The 23,713-nt window shown below is 61.6% G+C and carries 22 protein-coding genes and 1 pseudogene; 7 read left to right on the forward strand and 16 right to left on the reverse strand.

Annotated features, from left to right (window positions below):
- Window positions 1-13 precede the first annotated feature (13 nt).
- Together AB4O01_RS07500 and AB4O01_RS07505 are read left to right on the forward strand one after the other, a co-directional pair.
- Entirely contained in the window at window positions 14-724 is a 711-nt protein-coding gene (locus tag AB4O01_RS07500; RefSeq protein WP_186624538.1) for a histidine phosphatase family protein, read from the forward strand.
- Between the two features lie 50 nt (window positions 725-774).
- Window positions 775-1,092 carry an SCP2 sterol-binding domain-containing protein gene (locus tag AB4O01_RS07505; RefSeq protein ID WP_007912567.1) on the forward strand — a complete coding sequence of 106 codons (318 nt, stop codon included), beginning with the start codon at window positions 775-777 and terminating at the stop codon, window positions 1,090-1,092.
- Between the two features lie 66 nt (window positions 1,093-1,158).
- Here the strand turns inward: AB4O01_RS07505 and AB4O01_RS07510 are convergent, their stop codons facing one another.
- The 3 genes from AB4O01_RS07510 to AB4O01_RS07520 are packed head-to-tail and all read right to left on the reverse strand — an operon-like array spanning window position 1,159 to window position 2,276.
- The gene (locus tag AB4O01_RS07510; protein ID WP_460091183.1) at window positions 1,159-1,281 is read right to left on the reverse strand and encodes a hypothetical protein; all 123 of its coding nucleotides are present in this window, start codon (window positions 1,279-1,281) and stop codon (window positions 1,159-1,161) included.
- Window positions 1,282-1,299: 18 nt separating this feature from the next.
- Entirely contained in the window at window positions 1,300-1,803 is a 504-nt protein-coding gene (locus AB4O01_RS07515; RefSeq protein WP_093430855.1) for an RES family NAD+ phosphorylase, read from the reverse strand.
- Window positions 1,800-2,276 (reverse strand): antitoxin Xre/MbcA/ParS toxin-binding domain-containing protein, encoded by a 477-nt coding sequence (locus tag AB4O01_RS07520; RefSeq protein WP_460092237.1) that lies wholly within the window; start codon window positions 2,274-2,276, stop codon window positions 1,800-1,802. Before AB4O01_RS07520 ends, AB4O01_RS07515 begins: the two co-directional genes overlap by 4 nt.
- Window positions 2,277-2,831: 555 nt before the next feature.
- Between AB4O01_RS07520 and AB4O01_RS07525 the strand changes: the two genes are divergently transcribed.
- The 4 genes and pseudogenes from AB4O01_RS07525 to AB4O01_RS07540 all read left to right on the forward strand — a co-directional run bounded on the left by AB4O01_RS07525 (window position 2,832) and on the right by AB4O01_RS07540 (window position 7,982).
- Entirely contained in the window at window positions 2,832-4,550 is a 1,719-nt protein-coding gene (locus AB4O01_RS07525; protein WP_460091184.1) for a hydrogenase maturation protein, read from the forward strand.
- Window positions 4,551-4,803: 253 nt separating this feature from the next.
- Window positions 4,804-5,667, forward strand: a complete 864-nt coding sequence (locus tag AB4O01_RS07530) for a LysR family transcriptional regulator (RefSeq protein ID WP_007912548.1) — start codon at window positions 4,804-4,806, stop codon at window positions 5,665-5,667.
- Window positions 5,668-5,777: 110 nt separating this feature from the next.
- Window positions 5,778-6,923 carry a sterol desaturase/SRPBCC family protein gene (locus tag AB4O01_RS07535; RefSeq protein WP_460091185.1) on the forward strand — a complete coding sequence of 382 codons (1,146 nt, stop codon included), beginning with the start codon at window positions 5,778-5,780 and terminating at the stop codon, window positions 6,921-6,923.
- Window positions 6,924-6,979: 56 nt separating this feature from the next.
- Window positions 6,980-7,982: pseudogene (locus AB4O01_RS07540) on the forward strand (SMP-30/gluconolactonase/LRE family protein).
- Window positions 7,983-8,143: 161 nt separating this feature from the next.
- Here the strand turns inward: AB4O01_RS07540 and AB4O01_RS07545 are convergent.
- Window positions 8,144-8,308 (reverse strand): hypothetical protein, encoded by a 165-nt coding sequence (locus AB4O01_RS07545; protein WP_007912545.1) that lies wholly within the window; start codon window positions 8,306-8,308, stop codon window positions 8,144-8,146.
- A gap of 107 nt (window positions 8,309-8,415) precedes the next feature.
- Window positions 8,416-8,658 carry a YdcH family protein gene (locus tag AB4O01_RS07550; RefSeq protein WP_099756464.1) on the reverse strand — a complete coding sequence of 81 codons (243 nt, stop codon included), beginning with the start codon at window positions 8,656-8,658 and terminating at the stop codon, window positions 8,416-8,418.
- A gap of 205 nt (window positions 8,659-8,863) precedes the next feature.
- Between AB4O01_RS07550 and AB4O01_RS07555 the strand changes: the two genes are divergently transcribed.
- Window positions 8,864-9,385 (forward strand): DUF4142 domain-containing protein, encoded by a 522-nt coding sequence (locus AB4O01_RS07555; protein ID WP_186624531.1) that lies wholly within the window; start codon window positions 8,864-8,866, stop codon window positions 9,383-9,385.
- Window positions 9,386-9,751: 366 nt separating this feature from the next.
- Here the strand turns inward: AB4O01_RS07555 and AB4O01_RS07560 are convergent, their stop codons facing one another.
- The 11 genes from AB4O01_RS07560 to lexA form a co-directional block, all read right to left on the reverse strand.
- Window positions 9,752-10,018 carry a hypothetical protein gene (locus AB4O01_RS07560; RefSeq protein WP_460091186.1) on the reverse strand — a complete coding sequence of 89 codons (267 nt, stop codon included), beginning with the start codon at window positions 10,016-10,018 and terminating at the stop codon, window positions 9,752-9,754.
- 124 nt (window positions 10,019-10,142) lie between these two features.
- A complete protein-coding gene (locus tag AB4O01_RS07565) occupies window positions 10,143-12,776 on the reverse strand; it encodes an excinuclease ABC subunit UvrA (protein WP_460091187.1) in 2,634 nt (877 codons plus the stop codon).
- Window positions 12,777-12,807: 31 nt separating this feature from the next.
- Entirely contained in the window at window positions 12,808-14,919 is a 2,112-nt protein-coding gene (locus AB4O01_RS07570) for a hybrid sensor histidine kinase/response regulator (protein WP_258708352.1), read from the reverse strand.
- A 134-nt stretch (window positions 14,920-15,053) separates the two neighbouring features.
- Window positions 15,054-15,743, reverse strand: a complete 690-nt coding sequence (locus AB4O01_RS07575; RefSeq protein ID WP_095047854.1) for a GntR family transcriptional regulator — start codon at window positions 15,741-15,743, stop codon at window positions 15,054-15,056.
- A gap of 229 nt (window positions 15,744-15,972) precedes the next feature.
- A complete protein-coding gene (locus AB4O01_RS07580; protein ID WP_093430822.1) occupies window positions 15,973-16,632 on the reverse strand; it encodes a DUF799 domain-containing protein in 660 nt (219 codons plus the stop codon).
- Entirely contained in the window at window positions 16,629-17,000 is a 372-nt protein-coding gene (locus AB4O01_RS07585; protein WP_093430820.1) for a DUF4810 domain-containing protein, read from the reverse strand. Before AB4O01_RS07585 ends, AB4O01_RS07580 begins: the two co-directional genes overlap by 4 nt.
- A gap of 28 nt (window positions 17,001-17,028) precedes the next feature.
- Window positions 17,029-17,715 carry a CsgG/HfaB family protein gene (locus AB4O01_RS07590; protein ID WP_176470095.1) on the reverse strand — a complete coding sequence of 229 codons (687 nt, stop codon included), beginning with the start codon at window positions 17,713-17,715 and terminating at the stop codon, window positions 17,029-17,031.
- 260 nt (window positions 17,716-17,975) lie between these two features.
- Window positions 17,976-21,074, reverse strand: a complete 3,099-nt coding sequence (locus tag AB4O01_RS07595) for an error-prone DNA polymerase (protein WP_460091189.1) — start codon at window positions 21,072-21,074, stop codon at window positions 17,976-17,978.
- Window positions 21,050-22,465 carry a Y-family DNA polymerase gene (locus tag AB4O01_RS07600; protein ID WP_220556363.1) on the reverse strand — a complete coding sequence of 472 codons (1,416 nt, stop codon included), beginning with the start codon at window positions 22,463-22,465 and terminating at the stop codon, window positions 21,050-21,052. Before AB4O01_RS07600 ends, AB4O01_RS07595 begins: the two co-directional genes overlap by 25 nt.
- Before the next feature lie 7 nt (window positions 22,466-22,472).
- On the reverse strand, window positions 22,473-23,090 hold the full coding sequence (imuA, locus tag AB4O01_RS07605) for a translesion DNA synthesis-associated protein ImuA (RefSeq protein WP_093430813.1): 618 nt from the start codon (window positions 23,088-23,090) through the stop codon (window positions 22,473-22,475).
- Complete coding sequence (gene lexA, locus AB4O01_RS07610; protein ID WP_116254867.1) at window positions 23,090-23,707, reverse strand: transcriptional repressor LexA; 618 nt, start codon at window positions 23,705-23,707, stop codon at window positions 23,090-23,092. Before lexA ends, imuA begins: the two co-directional genes overlap by 1 nt.
- Window positions 23,708-23,713: the final 6 nt, after the last annotated feature.

The raw sequence follows: 23,713 nt of genomic DNA on the forward strand, positions 1-23,713 counted from the left end.
GGATGACGCGGACGTGGGCAGCATCTACTTGATACGACATGGCCAGGCCTCCTTTGGTGCAGACGACTATGACGTCCTGTCGCCGACCGGTGTGCGTCAGGCAGAAATCCTCGGTCAGCACCTCGCTGAACTGGGCATCAGCTTCGATCGCTGCCTCGCCGGTGACCTGCGTCGCCAACAGCACACGGCCACCAGCGCGCTGGCGCAATACGCCGCCAAAGGCCTGCCGGTGCCGACCCTGGAAACCGATTCTGCGTTCAACGAATTCGATGCCGACGCGGTCATTCGCGCGCTGCTCCCGGACATGCTCGCGGACGAGCCGGAAGCCCTCGACATCCTGCGCAACGCCGCACAGAACCGTGGCGAATTCCAACGGATTTTCGCCTTGATCATCGAGCGCTGGCTGGCCGGCACTTTTGACACGCCGGGGCTGGAAAGCTGGCTGGGTTTCGTCGAACGGGTTCAGGCCGGACTGCAGCGAATTCTTGAACAGGCTGGCGACAAACAGAAAATCGCCGTGTTCACCTCCGGCGGCACCATCACCGCCCTGCTCCACCTCATTACGCAAATGCCTGCCAGACAGGCCTTTGAATTGAACTGGCAAATCGTCAACACCTCGCTCAACCAGCTGAAGTTCCGCGGTCGCGAGGTGGCTTTGGCCTCCTTCAACAGTCATGCACACCTGCAGCTGTTGAAGGCTCCGGAACTCATCACTTTCCGTTGAGTCCGGTTAACTGTGAACCTTGCTGTAATCAACCTCATAAGGATCGAACCATGACCTCCGTAGCCGATGCCGTAAAAGCAATGCAAGCCAAGTTCAACCCAGCCGCTGCTGCCGGTCTGGATCTGGTTTTCGGTTTCAACATCACTGACGAAGACAAGCAGTACTCGCTGATCGTCAAAGACGGCACCTGCGATATCCAGGAAGGCGAGAACCCGGACGCCAACTGCACGCTGGTACTGGATAGCGAAACCCTGAAAGGTATCGTCAGCGGTGAAACCGACGGCATGCAGGCTTTCATGGGCGGCAAGCTGCGCGTTGAGGGCGACATGATGCTGTCGATGAAACTGTCCGAGCTGTTCCCGTCGTAATAGCGACGTTCAGCGGCATAAGAATCCCGCCTTCATGGCGGGATTTTTTCATTCGCGCGCTCAAATTTACTGCGCATTCCCGCTCTCACATTCTGTTGCCATGCCGTCGGCGGCAATGGCCGGCAGCGTGTTGATGGCCAGCCGCAAGGCCAGGCTCAAAGGTAATTTGACGGGTAAAAACTGAATCATGAACAGCATCTTTGCTTGTCAGGCCAATGCCATGTCCTTCAACAACCGGGTATCCAGGCCAAACCTTTCTTGAGAGACCATCTTGAACTGCCCCTCTGCCAGCTCGCAGCTCACCAGCAGATTCCAGGAATACCGAGTCGCCGCCGAGGGGATCAGCACAAACGGATGTTCGGCCAGCAGCGCCTCGGCAAACAACTGCTGATTGGGTGAAGGTCGGGCAGGGCTTAACCAGTACGGATTCGGCACCTCTTCCGGCTGCACGATTCTGACCTTGGCATCGCTGATGACTTCAAAGCACGTCAGCACGTACGGCTCACTGTCGAGCGCATCAAAACTGTTGTTGGCTGCCACCTCCAGAATGGCCGAAGACGGATCGACTGATGCATAAACGACTCGCCGGCCAGGCACATTCCATCGACCTCCATTCAGTTCTGAGCCTATCCCGCTGTCCCACGTAGTCCCGTAAACCTCGGGATCCAGCCGCCAGGCATACCAGTGCTCGTCCCAAGGCAAGGGATTCATGGGTAAACCCCGGACATGATCTGCCACAAATATTGTTCCACCATCTGGAAACCCAGTGGATGTCGGATAAATTCCAATGGCACGCGGCCGCTCAGATAAGGGCTGGGTTTCTGCATCCATACCTCCGCCCGCGATTGCCCGGCGAATGCCCGAGTGGCCATCTCCAGCACCAGCGCATATTGGTAGGCGACGACACTCTGTTGCGGGTCAAGCCGTATCGGTTTGCCTTCCTTCATGAGCCGGCGCACGGTTCTTACAGACTTGCCGGTGATACGTTTGACCATGTCTTCGCGCAGATACAACTCGCAAGTTGAAAGCATGTTGACGACATCGCTCAGCTCAAAGCCCTCGTCGGTAAGGCGGATGATCAGCAGGGCATCGTCACCGATGTTCTGGCCGTTCACGAGCAGATCGACAGGCTTGCCCGCGACCTTCTTCAGCCCCGTCAGCCGGGGCGCTTTGGGTGTGGGCATCGCGATATCCTCCATGGGGCATCTGGCGCGATCGTCGATCCAGAAATTGCGCAGGGAATAAACAGAGGTTTCATGCTCAATGTGTGGGGTACGCATAATTGATCCTTGATCTGGGAGCCTGAGCGTTCAAGCCGCTCAGCGACTTCAATGTCAGGACCGATGCTATAGATCGCGCTTCCGACGACCAACCTGAAAAGGTCGTCGGAAATATCCCCTGCTTGCCGCAAAACCCTGCATTTTCCGTAGGACGTAAACACAAAAATCCTGCCAGCAGCTGCCGCAGTGATCACTCACATCCAGCCACCACTGCCGCCCGCCTGGCTCTAAGCCAGGCGCGACTGTGCAGCAGCCTCGGCGACACTTTAAGCAATAAAAAATCACCACATTCAAACCACTGAACATAAGGCGCTTGGTCGCCGCAGAAACATTGGCTGACAGAACGTTGACCTCGATCACTGGCGCGTGGGTGGTCACTGATTAATCTCGCGGCTCAATCGAAGGCCAGGGACGGCTCAGCGAGAGCCCACGGCCGAATCCACTCAAGGAAGAGCAATCATGCGATCACTCAACATCATTCTGCTGTCGTCAGCGTTCAACGGCCTGACCCAACGCGCTTGGCTGGAACTGCGCGAGGCCGGGCATTCACCCAGCGTTGTGCTGTTTACCGATGAACAGGCCGTGTGCGAACAGATCGAACACAGCGGCGCGGATCTGGTGATCTGCCCGTTCCTCAAGGACCGCGTGCCGCAGGCGCTGTGGAGCAACACCGAACGGCCGGTGGTGATCATCCATCCGGGTATCGTCGGCGATCGAGGCGCCAGTGCCCTCGACTGGGCGATTACCAACGAGCTGCCGAGCTGGGGCGTCACTGCGTTGCAGGCAGTTGAGGAAATGGACGCCGGCCCGGTGTGGGCCACCTGCGAGTTCAACCTGCCGGCGGGCCTGCGCAAATCCGAACTGTACAACGGCCGGGTCAGTGATGCGGCGATTCGTTGTATTCGCGAAGTGGTGGAGAAATTCATCGAAGGGTTTGAACCGGTTGCCCTCGACTATGCCGACACGAAAGTACGCGGACGCTTGCAGCCGAACATGAAGCAGGTCGACCGCAGCTTCAGCTGGCACGATTGCGCACGCTTTATCAAACGCTGCATCGATGCTGCCGACGGCCAGCCTGGCGTGTTGGCGAGCCTCGCCGGCGGTCAGTATTACGTGTACGACGCGCACCTGGATTCGCGTAGCGGCATGCCCGGCGAGATTCTTGCGGTGCATGACGATGCGGTGCTGGTCGCCGCCGGTGATCAAAGCCTGTGGATCGGCGCCCTACGGCGCAAACCGCAACCTGGCGAAGAGACCTTCAAGCAACCGGCGCGGCACTTGCTGGCCGGGCAACTGGCCGAGGTGCCTGTGCTGGACTGGTCGATCGCCACGCAGCCGTTCAGTGACGAAGCCTATCAACCGATCCGCTACCGGGAATCCGGCATCGTCGGTGAACTGACCTTCGAGTTCTACAACGGCGCCATGAGCACCGAGCAGTGCCAGCGCATGGTCGCCGCGCTGCGCTGGGCCAAATCCCGTGATACCCAGGTGTTGTTGATCAAGGGTGGGCGCGGCAGTTTTTCCAACGGCGTGCATTTGAACGTGATTCAGGCCGCGCAGGATCCTGGCGCCGAAGCCTGGGCGAATATTCAGGCAATCGATGATGTCTGCGCAGAACTGCTGACCGCCCGGCAACTGGTGGTCAGTGGCGTCACCGGCAACGCGGGCGCCGGTGGTGTGATGCTTGCGCTGGCGGCCGACATTGTCTTTGCCCGCGCCGATATCGTGCTCAATCCGCATTACAAGAGCATGGGCTTGTACGGCTCCGAATACTGGACCTACAGCCTGCCCCGCGCCGTCGGCCCGGCAATGGCCGAGCAATTGACCCAGGCTTGCCTGCCGGTAAGCGCGGTACAGGCGTGGCAACTGGGCATGGTTCAGGAAATCGGCCCGCGCTGCCCGGACGAGTTTGCCCTGTGGTTGCTGCAACGGGCCAACAGCGTGGTGAGCGATCCGACTTACGCGGCGGTACGCGAGCGCAAGGTGCGGGTTGATCAGGTATTGATCCAGCAATGCCGCGAAACCGAGCTGCAGGAGATGCAGGAAGACATGCTCTACAACCGTAATCAGTTTGCCGAGAAGTGCCGAAATTTTGTCTTCAAGCGCAAGGTGTGTGGCACGCCGGCGCGGTTGATTGAAGAGTGGGCGCGGGTGCGTTCGGTTGAGTTGGCCAGTTGATTTCGCGGTGACTGCTTTCCCCTCACCCTAGCCCTCTCCCAAGGGAGAGGGAACCGAGACGGGGATATTGGCGATCTTCACCGACCTGAGGGTCTTGCTTTGAATCCATAATCGACGCGATCTTTCAGGTCGATGTATGACGCCAGACACCTCGGTCAGTCCCCTCTCCCTCCGGGAGAGGGTTAGGCGGGCGGCGATCCGATGAGGGGCTTTTGCCTTTACAATGCCCGCCACCTCAAACACCGGCCCGCCCATGGACATCGATCTCGCTCGCACCTTTCTGGAAATCGTCCGCCACGGCAGCCTCGCCGCGGCGGCGCAGAAGCTGTTCGTCACGCAAACGGCGATCACCGCTCGCGTGCAGAAACTCGAAAGTCAGCTGGGCAGCACGCTGTTCGTGCGTAACCGCGCCGGGGCGAAACTGACGCCCAATGGCGAGGCTTTTGTGGTTTACGCCAATCAACTGGTGCAAACCTGGGAAGCCGCGCGCCGCGACCTGCCGCTGCCCGAGGGCTATCACAACGTGCTGCACATCGGCGGCGAAGTCAGCCTGTGCAACCCGTTGATGCTCAGTTGGGCGGCGGAACTGCGCGAGAAGATTCCGGGGCATGCCCTGCGCATGGAAATTCGCGACGGCGAAAACCTCCTGCGCCAACTCGAACTCGGTGTGCTCGACGCCGCACTGGTCTACCAGCCGGAATACTGGCCAGGCTTGCAGGTCGAGCAAGTGCTGGAAGAAAAACTGATCCTGGTGCGAGCCCCCGATCGTCCCGATCCCTACGTCTACATCGACTGGGGCCCGGACTTCCGCCGCCAGCATGACGCGGCCCTGCCGGAAAAAGCCAAAGCCGCGCTGAGTTTCAACCTCGGCCCGCTGGCCCTGCAGTACATTCTCGAACACGGCGGCAGCGGCTATTTCCGTACCCGAGTCGTGCGTACTTACCTGGAAAGCGGCGCCCTTGAAGCGGTGACCAAAGCCCCGGAATTCGGCTATCCGACTTACCTCGTGTACTCACGCGATCGCGATTCGGCGACGCTGCAGCAAGCCTTCCATCTGCTGCGCGAAGTGATCCGCACCGATGATGACTGGTCGCAACGCTGGAACCCGCTGAGCTGAAGCGGCGGCTTCACAGCCGATCATGGCGCATGTGCCATTGAGGTCCGGCCTGCACATACGGCCGGATCGGCTAATCTGCCGGGTATAACAACAATCCCGCAGGTGATGCAGTGAGGCAGACCACCGAGGCATTTCGCAGCCGCTATCGTGCGGCCATTCATCCGCTGTACAACCCGTGGCTGCACGGCGCCTTCGTGCTGCTGTTCGGTGTGTTGGCCATTGGTGGTTTCTGGAGCAGCGTGCACCAGGTCAGCCTGCTGGAATGGCTGACGGTGCCGTTGACCCTGCTGTTTTTCAATTTCGCCGTGTACATGGTCCATCGTCATCTCGGCCACCACAAAAAGACCTTCGCGAAAATGTTCTACGCCCGGCATGCCGGCGATCATCACAGTTTCTTCACCCCCGGCCACATGACCTACGACAGCGCCCGCGACTGGCGAGTGATTCTGTTCCCCGCGTGGCTGATCGTGCTGCACACACTGCTGATCACCCTACCGTTGTGGTGGCTGCTCGCACAGGTAGACGCCAACGTGGCCGGGTTGTTTGGCGGCTGTATGGTCCTTGGTTATCTGACTTACGAGATATTCCACGCCTGCGAACACCTGCCGCCACACAACCCGCTGACCCGCCTGCCGTGGATCCGCCAGATGCGCCACTTGCACGAGCTGCATCACCGCCGCGAGCGCATGCAGGAGCGCAATTTCAACATCGTTTTGCCGCTGATGGACTACCTGTTCGGCACCCTTTACCGGGAGCCGGAAATCACCCTTTTGAGCGATTCGAAAATGCCCATGACCCGCCTGCAACACCCGATCGATATCGCTGGCGAACCCATCGCCGTGCTGGCCTATGCCGCCAGTGTCAGTCGCTGGCCGGAGTGGCACCCCTCGTCGCTGAAAATCGACGGTGCGCAAGGCCCTTTGCATGCAGGCGCGCGCTTCGAAGAGGACATTCATGCCGGCGGGCGCGCGGGCCATTTGCACTGGGAAGTCACCGAATACCTGCCCGGCCGGCGCTGGTGCGCGCGGGCGCAGGGCGATCATGGTTTGTCGCTGCTGCTGACCTATGAATGCAGCCCCGAGGGCAGCGGCACGCGTTTTGTGCGCACGCTGGATTATCGCTTCGACGGACTGGGCATGCGCATCGCCAATCGCTTGCTGCTCAAACGGCGCATCGAGCGCGAATCCGCCGCATCGATGCTGGCGCTGCGCGACATGGCCGCCCGCTACCTGGCCTCGGCGAGGGCCAGCGCGTGAAGCTGAGACATCTGCTGTTGTTGCTGGTCCTCATCGTCATCGGCTTTTTATTGTTGATGCCCACCAGGGTCGAACCCGTGGCCTGGACGCCGCCGCCAGCGCCATCGCTGACAGAAGGTCTCTACGCCGAGAACCAGAAACTCAAAGGCGCAGCGCAGGTCGGGCCGAGCGACATCGAAGGGCCGGAAGCCTTGCTGCTGGAAAGTGACTTCCTGATCACCGGGCTGCACGACGGCCGACTGATCCGCACCAGCCTCGACGGCCAGCAACGCAAAGTACTCGCCGACACCGGTGGCCGCCCGCTGGGCCTGGCCCGGCATCCGAACGGCATGCTGGTGATTGCCGATGCGATCAAGGGTTTGCTGTCCCTTGATGCGCAGGGTCAGCTGGTGCCTTTGACCACGGCGGCCAATGGTCTGGCGTTCGGGTTCACCGATGACGTCGCCATCGACAAGTCCGGGCACTACGCCTATTTCAGCGATGCTTCGAGCCGCTGGGGTTATGGCCATGACGGCGAAGCAATCATCGAGCACGGCGGCGATGGACGCCTGCTGCGCTATGACTTTCAGAGCGGCAAAACCAGTGTCCTGCTGGACAAGCTGGAGTTCGCCAACGGCGTGACCCTCGGCCCGGATGACGCCTATGTGCTGGTCAACGAAACCGGTGCCTATCGCATTGACCGGGCCGAAAGCCGGCACTCACGACCTGTTTATCGATAACCTGCCGGGGCTGCCGGACAACCTGGCGTTCAATGGCAGCAATCGGTTTTGGGTGGCGTTGTATGCGCCGCGCAATGCTCTGCTCGACGATACCGCCGGGCATCCGCTCGTGCGCAAGATGATCGTGCGGGCGTTGACGCTGTTGCCGAAACCGGTGGAGAAGCGCGGGTTTGTCCTGGGGCTGGATCTGGAGGGCAAGGTAATTGCCAATTTGCAGGACGCCAGCAGTGGCAACTATTCGCCGATTACCACGGTGCGCGAGTATGGGCCGTGGTTGTATTTCGGCTCGTTGAAGGCGACGCATATGGCGCGGATGCCGTTGGATGTGGCCCTGAAGTGAATCTGGCAACTTTGTGGTGAATGCGCTGACGCCATCGTCGGAACGCCGCCCGGAGCAGGCTCGCTCCCACAGGGTTATTTGCTGACCACAGCATTTGGGCTCAACGCAATCCACTGTGGGAGCGAGCGTGCTCCGGGCGGCGTTCCGACGAAGACGGTCTGTCAGTTGCTGGACTTGTCGAACTTGTCCGGATCTTCGTCTTCGGGCAGATCCTCATCCGGCTCTTCGGGATTGGCCGTGGTATGCGCCGGGCTGTTCGGTTCGGGATGCGTGGGAACCGGGTCGAATGCGCCCTGCTCTTCACTGGGGAATTTGGGATCGTTCATAAGGCACCTCGCAATGAGTCGGATGGAAGACTCTGTACATTCGAGGTGCCGGTCGTGGCTGTCGTTCCCGTCAATCCGCAACCGCAGGTCGGCGGGTCAACCGGGCTTCAGGATCGCGCCTGTAATTGCTCGACGATCTTATCTTTGACCTGCAAGCGCTTCTCTTTGAGTTTTTTCAGCGTGTCGTCGCTGGGAGCATCCGAGGTGGCAGTCTCGGCCTTGACTACGTCGGCGTCCGCCTGGGAATACTTGTTGATCAGTGCGTCCAGATGTGGATCCGCGGTGCGTTTTTGCTGGATCTCTTCCTTTGTAAGCTTCAAGTCCTGAAACAGGTCATGGGGAACCGGCATGGAACACCTCCGTCAGTTGATCGGCTGGCCAACGCGACCGATTGCGCTGGCCAGTTATCAGAATGGCCTCGGTTGCACGGTTCTGTCGACCACCTGTCAGACCAGCGGTGTCCGTTCGTCGCCCTGTCGCAAATGCGATCAAACCTTTGCTCGTCGTGTTCCCTCCATTGGTTAACACCAACAAAAACTGCGTGGAGATACACCAATGGACGGATTCAACCTGCGTCATCTGGTTCTGGCTGTCGCGTTGAGCAGCGGCATGGGCAGCGCTTTCGCTGCAACTGACAATGACTTCGTCGATAACGCCGCGGCCGGTGGTATTGCCGAAATCGAAACCAGCCGCCTCGCCCTGGAAAAAAGCCAATCGGCTGACATCAAAGCGTTCGCCAACATGATGATCACCGATCACGGCAAGGCCAACGATGAGCTGGCGACTATTGCCAAGGCCAATGACATCGAAGTTCCGGACGAAACGACGCTGGTCAAACAGGCCAAGGAAAAGATCCTCGATATGCGCGATGAGTCCTTCGACGCCGCTTACGCCAATAATCAGGTGAAGGCTCATGAAGAGACCATCGAGCTGTTCAAGAAACAAGCCAATACCGTGACGGATGACAAGGTCAAAGGCGCCCCTGAACTGAAGGCATTTGCGCAGAAAATGTTGCCGGCGCTGGAGAAACATCTGGCAGCGGCGAAAGAGCTGCAGGCCAAACATCCTAGTAAGTAAAAGCTTTACCCTCACCCCAGCCCTCTCCCGGAGGGAGAGGGAGCCGATCGAGGTGGATGTTCGAGTTACGCCGACCTGAAAGTCTTGCGTCGAACTCAGGTTCTGAATAGACCCCGATCGGCTCCCTTTCCCCCTCGTCTTTCCGGAGAGCGAGACGGAGCCGATCGTGTTGAATGTTCGAGTCACACCGACCTGAAATCCAGAGTTGAACCTGGCTTTTGAAAGGCACCGAGATCAGCTCCCTTTCCCCTCGCCCCCTTGGGGGAGAGGGCTGGGGTGAGGGGGATCGATGTCAGCAACACCACAAACCCAAAGCAAAAAAAAGGCCGCATCCAGATAGATGCGGCCTTGTCATATCCGCCGAAATCAACCGCCATCGGTATCAATATCGGCATCCGTCTCCTCCCCCGGCTTCGCCCGATCCGGTTGCGGTTCGAAGCCCGGACTGAACTCGTTGTCGTTGTCCGTGTGCTTGTTCTTCTGGTCCACTGCCGGGTCTGCGCTCTGCGCCTGACCATCCTCGCCCTGCTGCTGCGTCGGCGCCGGCTGCCCCTGCACCTGCGGGTCAATCGCTGGATCATTGCGGTTAATCGGTTCGCCAGATTGACTCTGTTGCCTGGTTTGCTCGTTCATGGCCACCTCGTTGGTCAAAACACCCCCGACACACATCCGTCGGGTGTCAAAGATTCGAAGCCTGGCCCGCGCCAACGTTCAAAACTTCGCCGCCCGCTTGATGGTGCCAGTCGGAACGCCGCAATTACCGGCTCAAGGCCCGGGCCAGAAACGGCGCGGTTTTGCTCTTCTTGCTCGCCGCAACCTTCTGCGGTGTGCCCGCCACCACGATTCGACCACCCTGATCCCCCGCGCCCGGCCCGATGTCGATCACCCAGTCACTCTGCGCGACCACGCGCATTTCGTGCTCAACGACAATCACCGTGTGCCCCGCCGTCACCAGTGTATCCAGCTGTTCCAGCAGCCGATCGACATCACGCGGATGCAGCCCGGTGGTCGGCTCGTCCAACACATACAAGGTCGCGCCGCGCTGATTGCGCTGCAACTCGGTGGCCAGTTTGATCCGCTGCGCTTCGCCACCGGACAACTCCGTGGCCGGTTGACCCAGGCGCAGGTAACCCAGGCCAATATCGCGCAGCACTTCCAGTGACCGGCGAATCCCCGCTTGCTCGGCAAACACCGTCACCGCTTCCTCGACGGTCAATTGCAGCACCTGCGCAATGCTCAAACCCTCCCAGAGAATCGCCAGGGTCTGCGGGTTGTAGCGCGCGCCATGACAAGTTGGGCACGGCGCATAAACACTGGGCATGAATAACAACTCGACACTGACAAAGCCTTCACCCTCGCAGGTGGCGCAACGGCCCTTGGCGACGTTGAAGGAAAACTGCCCGGCGTCGTACCCAGCGGCTCGTGCCGCGTCGGTCGCGGCGTAGAGCTTGCGCACGTTATCGAACAACCCTGTGTAAGTGGCCAGATTGGAGCGTGGCGTGCGGCCGATGGGTTTCTGGTCGACCTGCACCAGTCGCTTGATCGACTCCAGCCCCGACGTCACCTGGCCGCTGCTGATCTGCGGCGCGTCGTCCTCGAGGCTGAGCTCTTCCGGCTCGCTGTCCACCGTTGGCCGCCCCAACTGCGCGCCGACCAGTTCCAGCAGGGCCTGACTGACCAGACTCGACTTGCCCGAGCCGGACACGCCAGTCACCGAGGTGAAGCAACCCAGTGGAAATTCGGCGCTGAGGTTATTCAGGTTGTTGCGGGTGATGCCATCAAGTTTCAGCCACGCCGTCGGTTTGCGCGCGGTGCGTGCCTGGCGCTGCGACTCGGCAAACAGATAAGCCCGCGTCTGCGATTGCTCGATCTCGGCCAGACCAGCCGGCGGGCCGCTGTACAGCACCTGCCCACCCTGCTCGCCCGCCGCCGGGCCGACGTCGATCAGCCAGTCGGCGCGGCGCATGGTTTCTACGTCGTGCTCGACCACAAACAGCGTGTTGCCGTCTGCCTTCAAGCGCTGCAACGCCTCGAACAACGCCTCGCCATCGGCCGGGTGCAAACCGGCGGAGGGTTCGTCGAGCACGTAGATCACCCCGAACAATTGCGAACCCAGTTGCGTCGCCAAGCGCAAGCGCTGCAACTCACCGGACGACAGCGTCGGGGTGCTGCGCTCCAGCGCCAGATAACCGAGGCCCAGATCGGTCAGGGTGCTGACCCGCTCCAGCAGATCCTCGGCGATGCGCTGCGCCGCCAGGCGTTTCTCCAGCGACAGGTTTGGCGTGTGGCGCACGTCTGGCGCGCTGCCGTGGCCGCTGGCGCCGTGGGCCACGCGTTGCTGGCGGGCCTCGCGGGTTTGCGCGTGACTTAAGGTCTCGCCGGTTTCTTCAGCGTGTTCGAGGTAGCTGGCCGCCGCCACCGGCCGCAGCACCTCGGCCACTTGCAGCAATGGCATCTGCGACAGCTCACCGATGTCATACCCGGCAAATGTCACCGACAACGCTTCACGTTTCAGGCGTTTGCCATCGCATAACGGACAAGAACTGCCGAGCATGAACTGCGAAACGCGCTTTTTCATCAGCGCACTTTGCGAGTGAGTAAACGTGTGGAGAATGTAGCGCCGGGCGCCGGTGAAGGTGCCCTGGTAACTAGGCTCCATCTTGCGTTTGAGGGCGACGCGGGTTTCTTCCGGGGTCAGCCCGGCGTACACCGGCACGGTCGGGGTTTCTTCGGTGAAGAGAATCCAGTCGCGCTGCTTTTTCGGCAGTTTTTTCCACGGGATGTCGACGTCGATGCCCATGGTCACGAGGATGTCGCGCAGGTTCTGCCCCTGCCACGCCAGCGGCCAGGACGCCACCGCGCGCTGGCGGATGGTCAGGTTCGGGTCCGGCACCATCAGCGCTTCGGTGACCTCGTACACCCGGCCGAGGCCATGGCATTCGGGGCACGCGCCTTGCGGGGTGTTCGGCGAGAAGTCCTCGGCATACAACATCGGTTGCCCCGGCGGATAACTGCCGGCGCGCGAATAGAGCATGCGGATCAGGCTCGACAGCGTGGTCACGCTGCCCACTGATGAGCGCGTACTCGGCGTGCCGCGTTGCTGTTGCAGGGCCACGGCCGGCGGCAGGCCTTCGATGGAGTCGACATCCGGCACGCCGACCTGATCGATCAGCCGTCGCGCGTACGGCGCCACCGACTCAAAGTAACGGCGCTGGGCTTCGGCATACAAGGTCGAGAACGCCAGTGACGACTTGCCAGACCCGGACACCCCGGTGAACACCACCAGCGCATCGCGGGGAATGTCGACATCAACGTTCTTCAGGTTGTGTTCACGGGCGCCACGTACCCGGACCATGCCGGTGGGCGCTTTGGAGGTGCGTTTGGAAGTCATCGACCTGCCTTGGTGAAGGAATGTTCTACGCTCAGCTACCGAGCACCACCCGAATCATCTGCAACATGGCCTCCGGGCTGTACGGTTTGCCAAGCAAGTGCGTGTCAGGGCTTAACTGGTGATTGCGTGAAATGATGTCGCGGGTGTGCCCGGAGGTGAACAGCACCGCCACCGGCGGTGTCTGCACCTTGGCCCAAGCGAACAGGTCGGAGCTTTTGATCAGCCCCGGCATGACCACGTCAGTGAAGATCAGGTCCACCTCGACACCTTCGAGGAGCATTTGCATGGCCGCATCGCCATGACCGGCGGTCAGCACGCGATAACCCTCCTCGCGCAACAATTCGACCGCCGAAGCGCGCACGGCGTCATTGTCCTCGACCACCAGAATCGTTTCGTGGCCGCCGCTCTGCTGCCTTTGCAGACTGGGCGCCTCATCAAGGATCGGCCGCAGACTGCGCGGGAAGTACAACTGCACCCGCGTGCCCTCGCCGAGGGTGCTGGTGATCTCGACATGCCCGCCGCTCTGTTTGACGAAGCCAAACACCATGCTCAAGCCCAGCCCGGTGCCCTGACCGTCAGCCTTGGTGGTGAAGAACGGCTCAAACACTTGCTCGAGAATCTCTGGCGGGATGCCGGCGCCGGAGTCACTGACCGCGACGCGGACAAACTCACCGGGAACGATGCCTTTACCGGCACAGAACTCGCGTTCGAGCCGCACGTTGGCAGCGCTGAGCGCAATGGTGCCTTCGCCCTTCATCGCATCGCGAGCATTGATCGCCAGGTTGAGAATGGCGTTTTCCAACTGGTTGCGGTCGACGTTGATGTGCCACGGCTTTTGCGGCAGTTGCACGTCGATCTGAATGGTTTCACCCAGCGCACGCTGCAGTAATTCGCCGACACCTTCGAAAATCTGCTGCGGGTTGCACACCGCCGGCGACAAAGGCTGGCGCCGGGCGAACGCAAGCAATTGCGAGGACAGCTTGGCGCCGCGTTCGACCGCTGCCAGCGAGGCGCTGACGCGGCGCTGCACGTTGGCATTGTTCGGTTCATGGCGCGCGAGCAGATGCAGATTGCCGGCGATCACTTGCAACAGATTATTGAAATCGTGGGCGACGCCGCCGGTCAGGCCACCAATCGCTTCAAGCTTCTGTGACTGGCGCAACTGCTCTTCAGCCGCCAGCCGCGCCTCGACCTCTTCGCCCACGCGCTGTTCGAGGTTGCGGGTAAATTTGAGCAGGGATTCTTCGGCAATCTTGCGTTCATGAATGTCGATCAGCACGCCGGGAAAGCGCAACGGCGCACCGTGTTCGTCGAACTCACAGGCGCCACTGGCCAACACCCAGGAATAACTGCCGTCACTGCGCCGCACGCGATATTCGGCGTTATACGGTTCACCGGTCTGCACGGAATGGACGACCCGCTCCTGCACCCAGGCGGCGTCATCGGGATGAATGCGCGACTCGGCGATGTCCTGCGGGAGGTCGCTGAGGTCCTGATCCGGCGGATAGGAGAACGTGCGAGCGAATCGCTCGTCTGCCGACAACGTGTTGTTTTTCACGTCCCAGACAAACGAGCCGAGCAAGGCCCCGGCATTCAACGCCAGACGCACCCGCTCGTTGTCGGCGCGGTAAGCGCTTTCAGCTTCCTGCCGCCGGCGTTCGGAGTGCATGAACTCGGTGGTTTCCACCACCATCGCCATCACCCCGGCCGGCTTGCCGTCATCATTGGCCACCGGGCTGTAATACAGGTCCATCCAGACGTCTTCGGGGACGCCATCGCGCAACAGCACCAACTCTTTATTGCGAAACGACAAGGTGCCGCCGGCCAGGCAGGTATCGACCACATGCCGGTTGAAATCGGCGACTTCCGGCCAGCCCAGCTCCACCGGCGCACCGAGTAGATACGGGTGCCGACCACCGGCAAATTTCGAATAGGCATCGTTGTAGATCATGTACCCGGCATAGCCCCAGAGCATGACCATCGGCAGCGGCGACGCCAGCATCAGTTGCACCGCGCTGCACAGGCTGGCCGGCCAGCTGTTCAGCGGACCGAGTTCAGTATGGCTCCAGTCGAACGCACTGATGCGCCCGGCCATTTCGCCTTTCCAGCCGTCACAACCATGGCTATCGGATAAAAACTGCATCGACTGACTCAGTGTCCTGTTGTGATTGCCCGATAAATCGCGACGCCATAACGACGCGACGCCCGTCTGTTTCGAGCGCCTCCAGTCGCATTGGTTTCATATGATATATAGCCGATTTCATCCGCGCCCGGAACCTAAACCCCGATCAGGTGCTTGAGCGGGTGGTAGCCGGTTTTCATTTTGGCGGCGGCGTCGAGAATGGCCTTCTCGATGCCGTTCAGATGCGTGCAGGTCAGCTCGATGGCGGCGCTCTGATTGCCGGCCTCGATGTATTCGATCAGGCGCAGGTGTTCGTTGTCGCGGCAGACTTCATGGCTGTCGTCGTCCAGCGCTGCAGCGTACAGCGAAGCGCGGGAGATCAGTTTCTGGAACCAGTCGAGCAGCACCGGGTTATTCAGGCTGCACGCCAGTTTGATGTGGAACTCACCGAGCAGATGGATCAGCCGTTCGTGATCGCCCGCCGCGTGGGCTTCATCTTCCAGCAGCAGGTGTTCGCGCAAATCCTGCATCGCCGCGCTGTCCTTGCGCCGGCACAGTTCGGTAACGATGCCGATCTCGATCAGCCGGCGGGTTTCAAACAGCGAGCGGAGCTCTTCATTGCTCGGCAGCGACACCGATGCCCCTTTATTCGGCTCGGTGGTGACCAGTCCATCGGCCTCCAATTGCTTCAATGCCGCGCGCACCGACGTGCGGCTGACATTGAATAATTCGGCCAGCGAGGCCTCACCCAGTTTCATCCCCGGGCGCAACGAACGCTTGCTGATCGCCTCGTAAACCCCTTGGTAGACGCGGTCGACCGTGGTTTCCGGTTTCTTTTCGGTCATTTGGGCACTCCTTTAACGTCGAGCAACTGAGTGCCACGCAGGATATAGCCTTCGGCTTCGAGATGCAGGGTCTTGATTGCACGTTGAGTGCGGATCAGCCATCGAGGCGGCGTCGCGCTACTTGTCTGCTCGTTGCAAGCAGGACATATGTGCCGGGAGGGGGCGGTGAGCAGGCTCACGCGTACATTTGATCTTTCCCACGCAGTGCGTGGGAAAGATCTTACCGGGCTCAGTCAGTGCCGTACTTCGGCGAGCGCGGGCCGTATAGCAGGCCTGCCCGGTGTCCGGCCGAGAGCAGACGATTGCTCGCCACACCGGCAATCGGGTAGCCGGCATCGGTGGAGCTGTTGATGATCTGCTTCACTGCCGCCGAGATCAGCATGCCGACGATACCGCCGGCATTGCTATTGCCGCCCTCTTCGCTCGACGCCCGGGCCGAACCGGTCCACAGCGTCGTGCCACTTTTCAGGTCGACCAGTTTCGCCGTCGCGGTCACTGCTGTTTCGCTGCTGATCACCATGTAGCGCGTACCGTATTCGGTCACGGTGATGTACAGCGCAGCGTCCGCACCGAAGATTTCCTTCAATTTGCCTGGCGGTGCCTGGTGGATGTCGTCCGGGGTGCTCAGACCGTTCTGGCGGAACGTCTCATCAACCAGCGCAATCGGCAGCACGTAGTAACCGGCTTCGGCCAGTGGGAAGGTCACCTGCGACAACAGGCTGTAGGACGCCTTCACATCCGGCGAAGTGTTCAGCGGAGGCAGCACCAGAATGGTTTTCGGCCGCGCCTGTTTGTAGGCCGAGTAATCCACGGTCTTGGGCGCAACGCAGCCACCCAGCACGGTCAGGGCCAGACCGGCGACCAGCAGTTTCAAGGTGCGCGCGATCATTTCGCGTCTCCGGTCTTGGCGTTTTTGAGCAGGAAATCCATGTACGTCCCAGACTCGGGGAACAGGGTTTTCTCGGTTTTGAACTGCTGCACCATCTGGTCGTCCTTGCCCATGCTCAGATAGAGCAGGCCAAGGTGCGCGTGGTAACCCGGCGGTACAGCCTTGCCAGTGGAGCGGATTTTCTGCAGGTCACGTTCCAGCGCTTCGGCCTGGGCTTCTTTCGGCTCTTCGCCTTTGAAGTATTCGTAGACCTGGGGCTCGTAACCTTCCCACTGGTACAGGGTTTGCGGGCCGGAGGCACAACCGGCCAACAAGGCGCTGGCGGCCAGCGTCAGCGCCATCAGCGCGCGCGACAAAGTCAGATTCATGGGTGTTGCTCCTTGCAATGGGCGTCGATCAGTTGCCCGGTTTCCAGGCACCGGCGTTCATGCCATCGACCAGACGATTGATCGCCTCGCGCATGGCCAGATCCAGTACTTTGCCGTTGAGGGTGGAGTCGTAGGCAGCGGTGCCGCCGAAACCGATGATTTCGCGGTTGGACAAGGCGTATTCGCCGGCGCCCTGGGTCGAATAGACCACTTCGGAGGTGCTGATATTGACGATATTCAGGTTGACCTTGGCGTAGGCCACCTGAGTCTTGCCACGGCCGAGGATGCCGAACAGTTGGTGATCGCCGGTCTCTTTGCGGCCAAACTCGGTGACGTCGCCGGTCACCACGTAATCAGCACCTTTCAGACGCTGAGCCTGGCCCTTGATCGCCGCTTCCTGCTGGATTTCGCCCATGTTGTCGCGATCCAGCACGCTGAAGCGGTTGGTCTGCTGCAAATGGGTGATCAGGATGGTCTTGGCCTGACCGCCGAGACGGTCGACGCCGTCGGAGAAAATCCCGCGCATATAGCTGGAGCGGTTGTCGAACTTGCCCACGGCCATCGGCACACGAACGCCGGTCCAGACTTGTGTGGCGCTTTCAACCTTGGCCACCGGCAAGGCGCGCGAGCTTTCGGTCGCGCAACCTGAGAGTGTGCCAGCCATCGTGCCAAGCACAGCAATCGCGACGCCTGAGACCAGCATCCGGGAGATCATTCTCACTGAGTATTCCTTTGAAAAACGGGGATGTCCCGGCACGACAATGCGCAGCCGGAGCTGAAAAGGGGCGGCATTATGACAAAGTGCCATCATTCGTGACAGGTTTTTTTTGACGCCAGTGAATTGGCTGTTCCGGACTTGATCGTTCCCACGCTCTGCGTGGGAATGCAGCCACGAACGCTCCGCGTCCGCTGTGACGCGGAGCGTCACGGGAGGCGTTACCACGCAGAGCGTGGGAACGATCAGATCAGGGCGCGCTAATGGAAATCGCGGCTCTGCACGCGGATGCCATTGAGCAGCGGGCTGAGGTCGCTCAGGCGGCCGGCGATCAGGTGGCGCACTTCGCCTTCGCGCTCCCAGCGGCCGTCGACTTTCAGCAGTTGCGAGCCCACCAGCACTTGCCGTTGACGCTCGGCCAGATCCCGCCAGACCACCACGTTGACGTTGCCGAACTCGTCTTCCAGCGTCACGAAGGTCACGCCACTGGCGGTACCCGGTCGTTGCCGTCCCGTCACCAGCCCGGCGATGCTCACCGGTCGGCCATGTTCGACTTCAAGCAACTCCTGCGAACTGCGGCAGCGCCGGGCTTTGAGTTCGCCGCGCAACAGTGCCAGCGGATGCGGCCCCAACGTGGTGCCGACGGTGCTGTAATCGGCGTGCAGATCCTCGCCAACGCTGGGTTTGGGTAGTACCACCTCCGGCTCCTCCTGACTCGGCAACCCGGCAAACAGGCCCAGCTGTTTCTGCACCCCGGCGACTTCCCAGCGCGCCCGATGCCGATGTCCGGCCAGGCCACGCAACGCCCCGGAATCGGCGAGCAACGCCTGCGCCCGACTGTCGAGCGCCGCCCGCTCGCCCAGGTCGGCGACATCGGCAAATGCCCCGCGCGCGCGCGCCGCTTCGATGCGCCGGGCATCGTCCTCGCGAAAACCCTTGATCATCCGCAGACCCATGCGAATCGCCGGTTGCGCCGTCGTGGTGGTTTCCAGGCTGCAATCCCAGTCACTGGCGCGCACGTCGACCGGGCGGATCTGCAACTGATGGCGGCGCGCATCCTGGAGAATCTGGTCCGGGCTGTAGAAGCCCATTGGCCAGCTATTGATCAACGCGCAGGCGAACGCCGCCGGTTCGTGGCACTTGAGCCAGCAACTGGCGTAAGTCAGCAAGGCAAAACTGGCGGCGTGGGACTCGGGAAAACCGTAGCTGCCGAAGCCTTTGATCTGCTCGAAAATCTGCGCGGCGAACTCCGGCGTGTAGCCGTTCTTCTTCATGCCGGCGGCGAGGCGTTCCTTGTGCGGTTCCAGTCCACCGTGGCGTTTCCACGCAGCCATCGAGCGACGCAACTGATCAGCCTCGCCGGGGCTGTAATCGGCGGCGACGATGGCGATCTGCATCACCTGTTCCTGAAACAGCGGCACGCCGAGGGTTCTTTCCAGAACAACCTTGAGTTCTGGTGACGGGTAGGTTTCCTCTTCTTCCTTGTTCCGGCGACGCAGATACGGATGCACCATCCCGCCCTGAATCGGTCCCGGGCGGACGATGGCCACCTCAATCACCAGATCGTAGAACTTCGCCGGTCTCAGGCGCGGCAGCATCGACATCTGCGCCCGCGACTCGATCTGGAACACGCCGATGGTGTCGGCGCGGCTGATCATGTCGTAGGTCGGTTTGTCTTCGGCTGGAATCGTCGCCAGGCTCAGATCCAGATTGCGATGGTGGCGCAGCAGGTCGAAGCAGCGGCGAATCGCGCTGAGCATGCCGAGGGCGAGAATATCCACCTTGAGCAGGCCGACTGCATCGAGGTCATCCTTGTCCCACTGAATGATCGTGCGCTCGGCCATGGCGGCGTTCTCCACCGGCACCAGCGTGTCCAGCGGCTGCTCGGAAATCACAAAGCCGCCGGGATGCTGCGACAGGTGCCGGGGGAAACCGATCAACTGCCCGGTCAGGCTCAGCACCCGGCGCAGCACCGGGCTGTCCGGGTCGAAACCGCCTTCGAGCAAACGAGCGACCGGCGGTGTTTCATCGCTCCAGTGGCCGCAGCAATCAGCCAGTGCGTTGATCTGATCCGGCGGCAGGCCCAAGGCCTTGGCCACGTCGCGCACCGCGCCGGCAGCGTGGTAGGTGCTGACCACCGCCGTCAGCGCCGCACGACCACGGCCGTAACGGCGAAACACGTATTGCAGGACTTCTTCGCGGCGCTCGTGCTCGAAGTCGACGTCGATGTCCGGCGGCTCGTTGCGCTCCTTGGACATGAAGCGTTCGAACAGCAGCGTGGTGCGATCCGGGTCGATTTCGGTGATGCCCAAGGCAAAACACACCGCCGAGTTAGCCGCAGAGCCACGCCCCTGACACAGAATCTTCTGCTCACGGGCGAAGTGCACCACATCGTGCACGGTGAGAAAGTAGCTTTCGTAACCGAGTTCGGCGATCAGCTTCAGTTCATCGTCGATCTGCTTGAGCACTTTGCCTTGCGGCCCCTGTGGCCAGCGCCAGGCAATGCCTTCTTCGGTCAGATGCCGTAGCCAGGAACTGGCGCTGTGCCCTTCCGGCACCAGTTCTTTCGGATACTGATAACGCAACTCGCCCAGATCGAAGGTGCAGCGCCGGGCCAGGCTCACCGACTCATCGAGCAAGGCCTGCGGATACAACTCGCGCACGACCTCGACACTGCGTAAATGCCGTTCGCCATTGGGGTGCAAACGTAACCCCGCCTCGGCCACCGGCACGTGATGACGGATCGCAGTCATGGTGTCCTGCAAGGCACGCCGGCCACGGGCATGCATGTGCACATCGCCGCTGGCCACGGCAGGAATCAGCAACTCGGCGGCCAGCCCCAACAATGCCGCCAACCGCTGCTGATCGTCCTGGCCACGATGCAATTGCACTGCCAGCCACAACCGTTCGCCAAAGGTCTGCTGCAGCCAACGACCCTCCTCCACATCATCAAGCGAGTCCGGCACCCACAACACCAGCAACCCCGGCAACGGCTCGGCGAAGTCTTCGCGCAGCACCTGATACTGGCCTTTCTGCGTGCGCCGTCGGGCGCGGGTGATCAGGCCGCACAGCGCTTGATAGCCCGCCAGATTCTCCACCAGCAGCACCAGTTTCGGGCCGTTTTCGATACGCACTTCGCTGCCGATGACCAGCGGCAGCTCCACCGATTTCGCCGCTTGCCAGGCCCGAACGATCCCGGCCAGCGTGCATTCATCGGTGATCGCCAGTGCCTGATAGCCGTGCTTTTTTGCGCGCTGGAACAGTTCCAGCGCACTGGACGCACCGCGTTGAAAACTGAAGTTCGACAGGCAGTGCAGTTCGGCATAACCGTCGTTCATGCAAACCAGCCCTGCAGCCACAGCGGACCGCCCTCACCCACCGCCCGATAAGCCCAGCCCTGCTGACCGGCGCGGTTCTGGATCAGGTAATAATCGCGACGCACGTCGTCACCGTCCCACCAGCCGGACTCGATGCGCTCCGGGCCCATGAGAATCCGCGCCGAACCTTCCGCCACGCTTTGTGGCTCGCCGAGCAACCAGCCCGGACGATGCACGTTCGGCAAGCCTGCGCAGCGTTGTTTATCAACGCCGTGCTGCCACGCGCACTCGGGACGATGATCGGCCTGAAAACGCAACCCCTGCACCGCGTCATCGCCCAAGCGCGCACGCAGGCGTTCGCGCAACTGCTCCCACGGCAAGGTCTGCTGCGGACGGTCGTCGAACAGTTGCTGAAACTGCGGCACGAAACTCGGCAGGTCCTCGGCGCGCAGACGAAAGCCGCGCACGGGCGCCTCGACTTGCACTTGTTCCAGCCGGCCACGGGCCAGTTCGAAGAGCATCGCCGGATCACGTTCGGCGCTGAGCAGGCCGACCTTGATGATGCTGTCCGGCAGCCCGGCGTGTTCCAGGTGCAGATCGAAACGCTGCACGCCGCTGTCACGCCCGCAGAGGAACGCCGACAGATCGCCGGTCAAACGGCGTAACGGGAACAGCAGTGCCTGATGGGACTGCACGTCAAAGTTGAGTTCGATGCGTACGTCGAAACGATCCGGCGGCAGGTAAAACGCCAGCGCCAATGGCCGCGCGCCGAACAGCGTGTCGAGATGCTTGAGCATCTGCGCTTCGAAGCGCCGGGCCAGCGCCTGACGCGGCAGGCTCTGCACCTGACTGAGATTGCGCAGGCCCATACGTGATAACGCCGTGGCCACTGCGGGTTCCAGACCGACGCGGTCGACCGGCAACTGACCGAGATGATGCTGCAAGGCCTCGCCGTCCGGCACCACCAAGCCGTCATAGGCGTTGGCCAGCACCCGCGCCGCCACGGGATTCGGTGCCGCGACGATGCGATGGCGGAAGCCCAGGTCGGTCAGTTCCCGGCGCAGTCGTGCTTCGAACTGCGCCCACGAACCGAACAGACCCAGGCTGGATTCGATCTCGAACACCACGGTACGCGGGTAATGCACGCTGACCTGCGAACTGAAACGGTAGGCCCACGCAGCGAGAAACTGCTGCCAGTGTTCGACCTCGGCGGCCTCGTAATCAGCCGTGGCAAAGCCTTTGCTCATCGCCTGCGCAGCGGTCATCGACTGGCCTGCGCGCAAACCAAGCTTGCGCGCCGCCGGGTTGACCGCTTGCAACACCCGGCGCTGGGCCGGTCCGTTAAGCAGCACCAACGGTTCATCGGGATCGGGACGCTGACGCAGCACGGCGTCCAGGGCCAATTGCGGAAACAGGATACACACCCAGCGCATGCTGACCTCAGTGCCCCACAGCAAAGGCAATCGGTGCCGTACGCGCCAGCCCGCCACGGCACTTGAGTACGCGCAACTGTGCAGGTCTGGCGTCGATGGCAATGCGTAACGCCGCCGGTGACGGGTTGATCGCTTCGCTCAACGGGCGCCAGGCAAACGCCAGGGTCTGACCGGTTTCCGCCGCCACCTGCAAACGGCGCAACGCGCGATCATCAGCCTTGTGCGGCCAGCACAGCACCGCGCCGCAACTGCCCGAACGTAAACATTGTTCCGCCGCCCACAAGGCATCGCGCTCGGTGGCCTGGATCACCGACAACTGGCGCAGATCGACCCCGGCGCTTGCCCACGCCTGCGGGTACGGCACGAACGGCGGCGCCACCAGCACGATGCGCTCGCCCGCCGCCGACAACCGCGCCAGCGTCGGCCAGACCAGCTGCAGTTCGCCGACACCGGGACCGGCCAGGAGGATTTCGCTCAACGCCGCTTCCGGCCAGCCACCGCTGGGCAGTGCCGCGTCCAGCGCGGCGTGGCCGGTCGGCTGCGGGCTGGCGGCCGGTGGCGCAGGCCGGCCTTTCCAGACCTGGCCGCCATTGAACAGCGTATCCAACGCAACGACGGCGCCCATCAGCCTTGCCTCACCAGACCGCAAAACACCCCTTCGATGGCCAGATCCTGATCGTCACGCACGACAATCGGCTGATACGCCGGGTTGCGCGGCAACAGGCGCACTGCATCGCCCAGCCGTTCGAAACGTTTGATGGTGACTTCACCGTCGAGGCGCGCTACGACGATCTGGCCGTTGAGCGCCTCGGGATTGCGCTTCACGCCGACCAGATCGCCGTCGAGAATGCCGTCCTCGATCATCGAATCGCCCTGCACCCGCAGCATGTAATCGGGCGTACGGGAGAACAGCACCGGGTCGAGCAGCAAGCGGCTATGGATGTCGGCATCGGCGCCAATCGGCGCACCGGCAGCGACGCGGCCGAGCACGGGAATGTCGAGCAATTCCGGGCGCGCCGGCTGCCCGAGCAGGCGAATGCCACGGGCCTGATGCGGATTGACCTCGATAAAACCGGCTTCGGTGAGCGCGAGTACATGCTTGCGCGCCACGCTGCGCGAGGCAAAACCAAAAGCCTCGCTGATTTCAGCGAGGCTTGGGGGCTGACCGTGTTCGGCGATTCGATCGCGGATAAAAGTCAGAATGGCAGTACGGCGGGGAGTCAGGTTCGTCATGGAGTACATTTGTAC

The sequence above is a fragment of the Pseudomonas sp. S2_E02 genome (assembly GCF_054668355.1).

What these genes read in the sequence shown, in the direction of transcription:
- AB4O01_RS07530 (WP_007912548.1), top strand. Translation starts at nt 4,804, where the DNA reads ATGGACATCGATCTCGCTCGCACCTTTCTGGAAATCGTCCGCCACGGC.
- AB4O01_RS07575 (WP_095047854.1), bottom strand. Translation starts at nt 15,743, where the DNA reads ATGACCGAAAAGAAACCGGAAACCACGGTCGACCGCGTCTACCAAGGG.
- AB4O01_RS07505 (WP_007912567.1), top strand. Translation starts at nt 775, where the DNA reads ATGACCTCCGTAGCCGATGCCGTAAAAGCAATGCAAGCCAAGTTCAAC.
- lexA (WP_116254867.1), bottom strand. Translation starts at nt 23,707, where the DNA reads ATGTACTCCATGACGAACCTGACTCCCCGCCGTACTGCCATTCTGACT.
- AB4O01_RS07580 (WP_093430822.1), bottom strand. Translation starts at nt 16,632, where the DNA reads ATGATCGCGCGCACCTTGAAACTGCTGGTCGCCGGTCTGGCCCTGACC.
- AB4O01_RS07590 (WP_176470095.1), bottom strand. Translation starts at nt 17,715, where the DNA reads ATGATCTCCCGGATGCTGGTCTCAGGCGTCGCGATTGCTGTGCTTGGC.
- imuA (WP_093430813.1), bottom strand. Translation starts at nt 23,090, where the DNA reads ATGGGCGCCGTCGTTGCGTTGGATACGCTGTTCAATGGCGGCCAGGTC.
- AB4O01_RS07525 (WP_460091184.1), top strand. Translation starts at nt 2,832, where the DNA reads ATGCGATCACTCAACATCATTCTGCTGTCGTCAGCGTTCAACGGCCTG.
- AB4O01_RS07520 (WP_460092237.1), bottom strand. Translation starts at nt 2,276, where the DNA reads ATGCCCACACCCAAAGCGCCCCGGCTGACGGGGCTGAAGAAGGTCGCG.
- AB4O01_RS07570 (WP_258708352.1), bottom strand. Translation starts at nt 14,919, where the DNA reads ATGCAGTTTTTATCCGATAGCCATGGTTGTGACGGCTGGAAAGGCGAA.
- AB4O01_RS07510 (WP_460091183.1), bottom strand. Translation starts at nt 1,281, where the DNA reads ATGATTCAGTTTTTACCCGTCAAATTACCTTTGAGCCTGGCCTTGCGG.
- AB4O01_RS07600 (WP_220556363.1), bottom strand. Translation starts at nt 22,465, where the DNA reads ATGCGCTGGGTGTGTATCCTGTTTCCGCAATTGGCCCTGGACGCCGTG.
- AB4O01_RS07555 (WP_186624531.1), top strand. Translation starts at nt 8,864, where the DNA reads ATGGACGGATTCAACCTGCGTCATCTGGTTCTGGCTGTCGCGTTGAGC.
- AB4O01_RS07550 (WP_099756464.1), bottom strand. Translation starts at nt 8,658, where the DNA reads ATGCCGGTTCCCCATGACCTGTTTCAGGACTTGAAGCTTACAAAGGAA.
- AB4O01_RS07565 (WP_460091187.1), bottom strand. Translation starts at nt 12,776, where the DNA reads ATGACTTCCAAACGCACCTCCAAAGCGCCCACCGGCATGGTCCGGGTA.
- AB4O01_RS07560 (WP_460091186.1), bottom strand. Translation starts at nt 10,018, where the DNA reads ATGAACGAGCAAACCAGGCAACAGAGTCAATCTGGCGAACCGATTAAC.
- AB4O01_RS07545 (WP_007912545.1), bottom strand. Translation starts at nt 8,308, where the DNA reads ATGAACGATCCCAAATTCCCCAGTGAAGAGCAGGGCGCATTCGACCCG.
- AB4O01_RS07585 (WP_093430820.1), bottom strand. Translation starts at nt 17,000, where the DNA reads ATGAATCTGACTTTGTCGCGCGCGCTGATGGCGCTGACGCTGGCCGCC.
- AB4O01_RS07515 (WP_093430855.1), bottom strand. Translation starts at nt 1,803, where the DNA reads ATGAATCCCTTGCCTTGGGACGAGCACTGGTATGCCTGGCGGCTGGAT.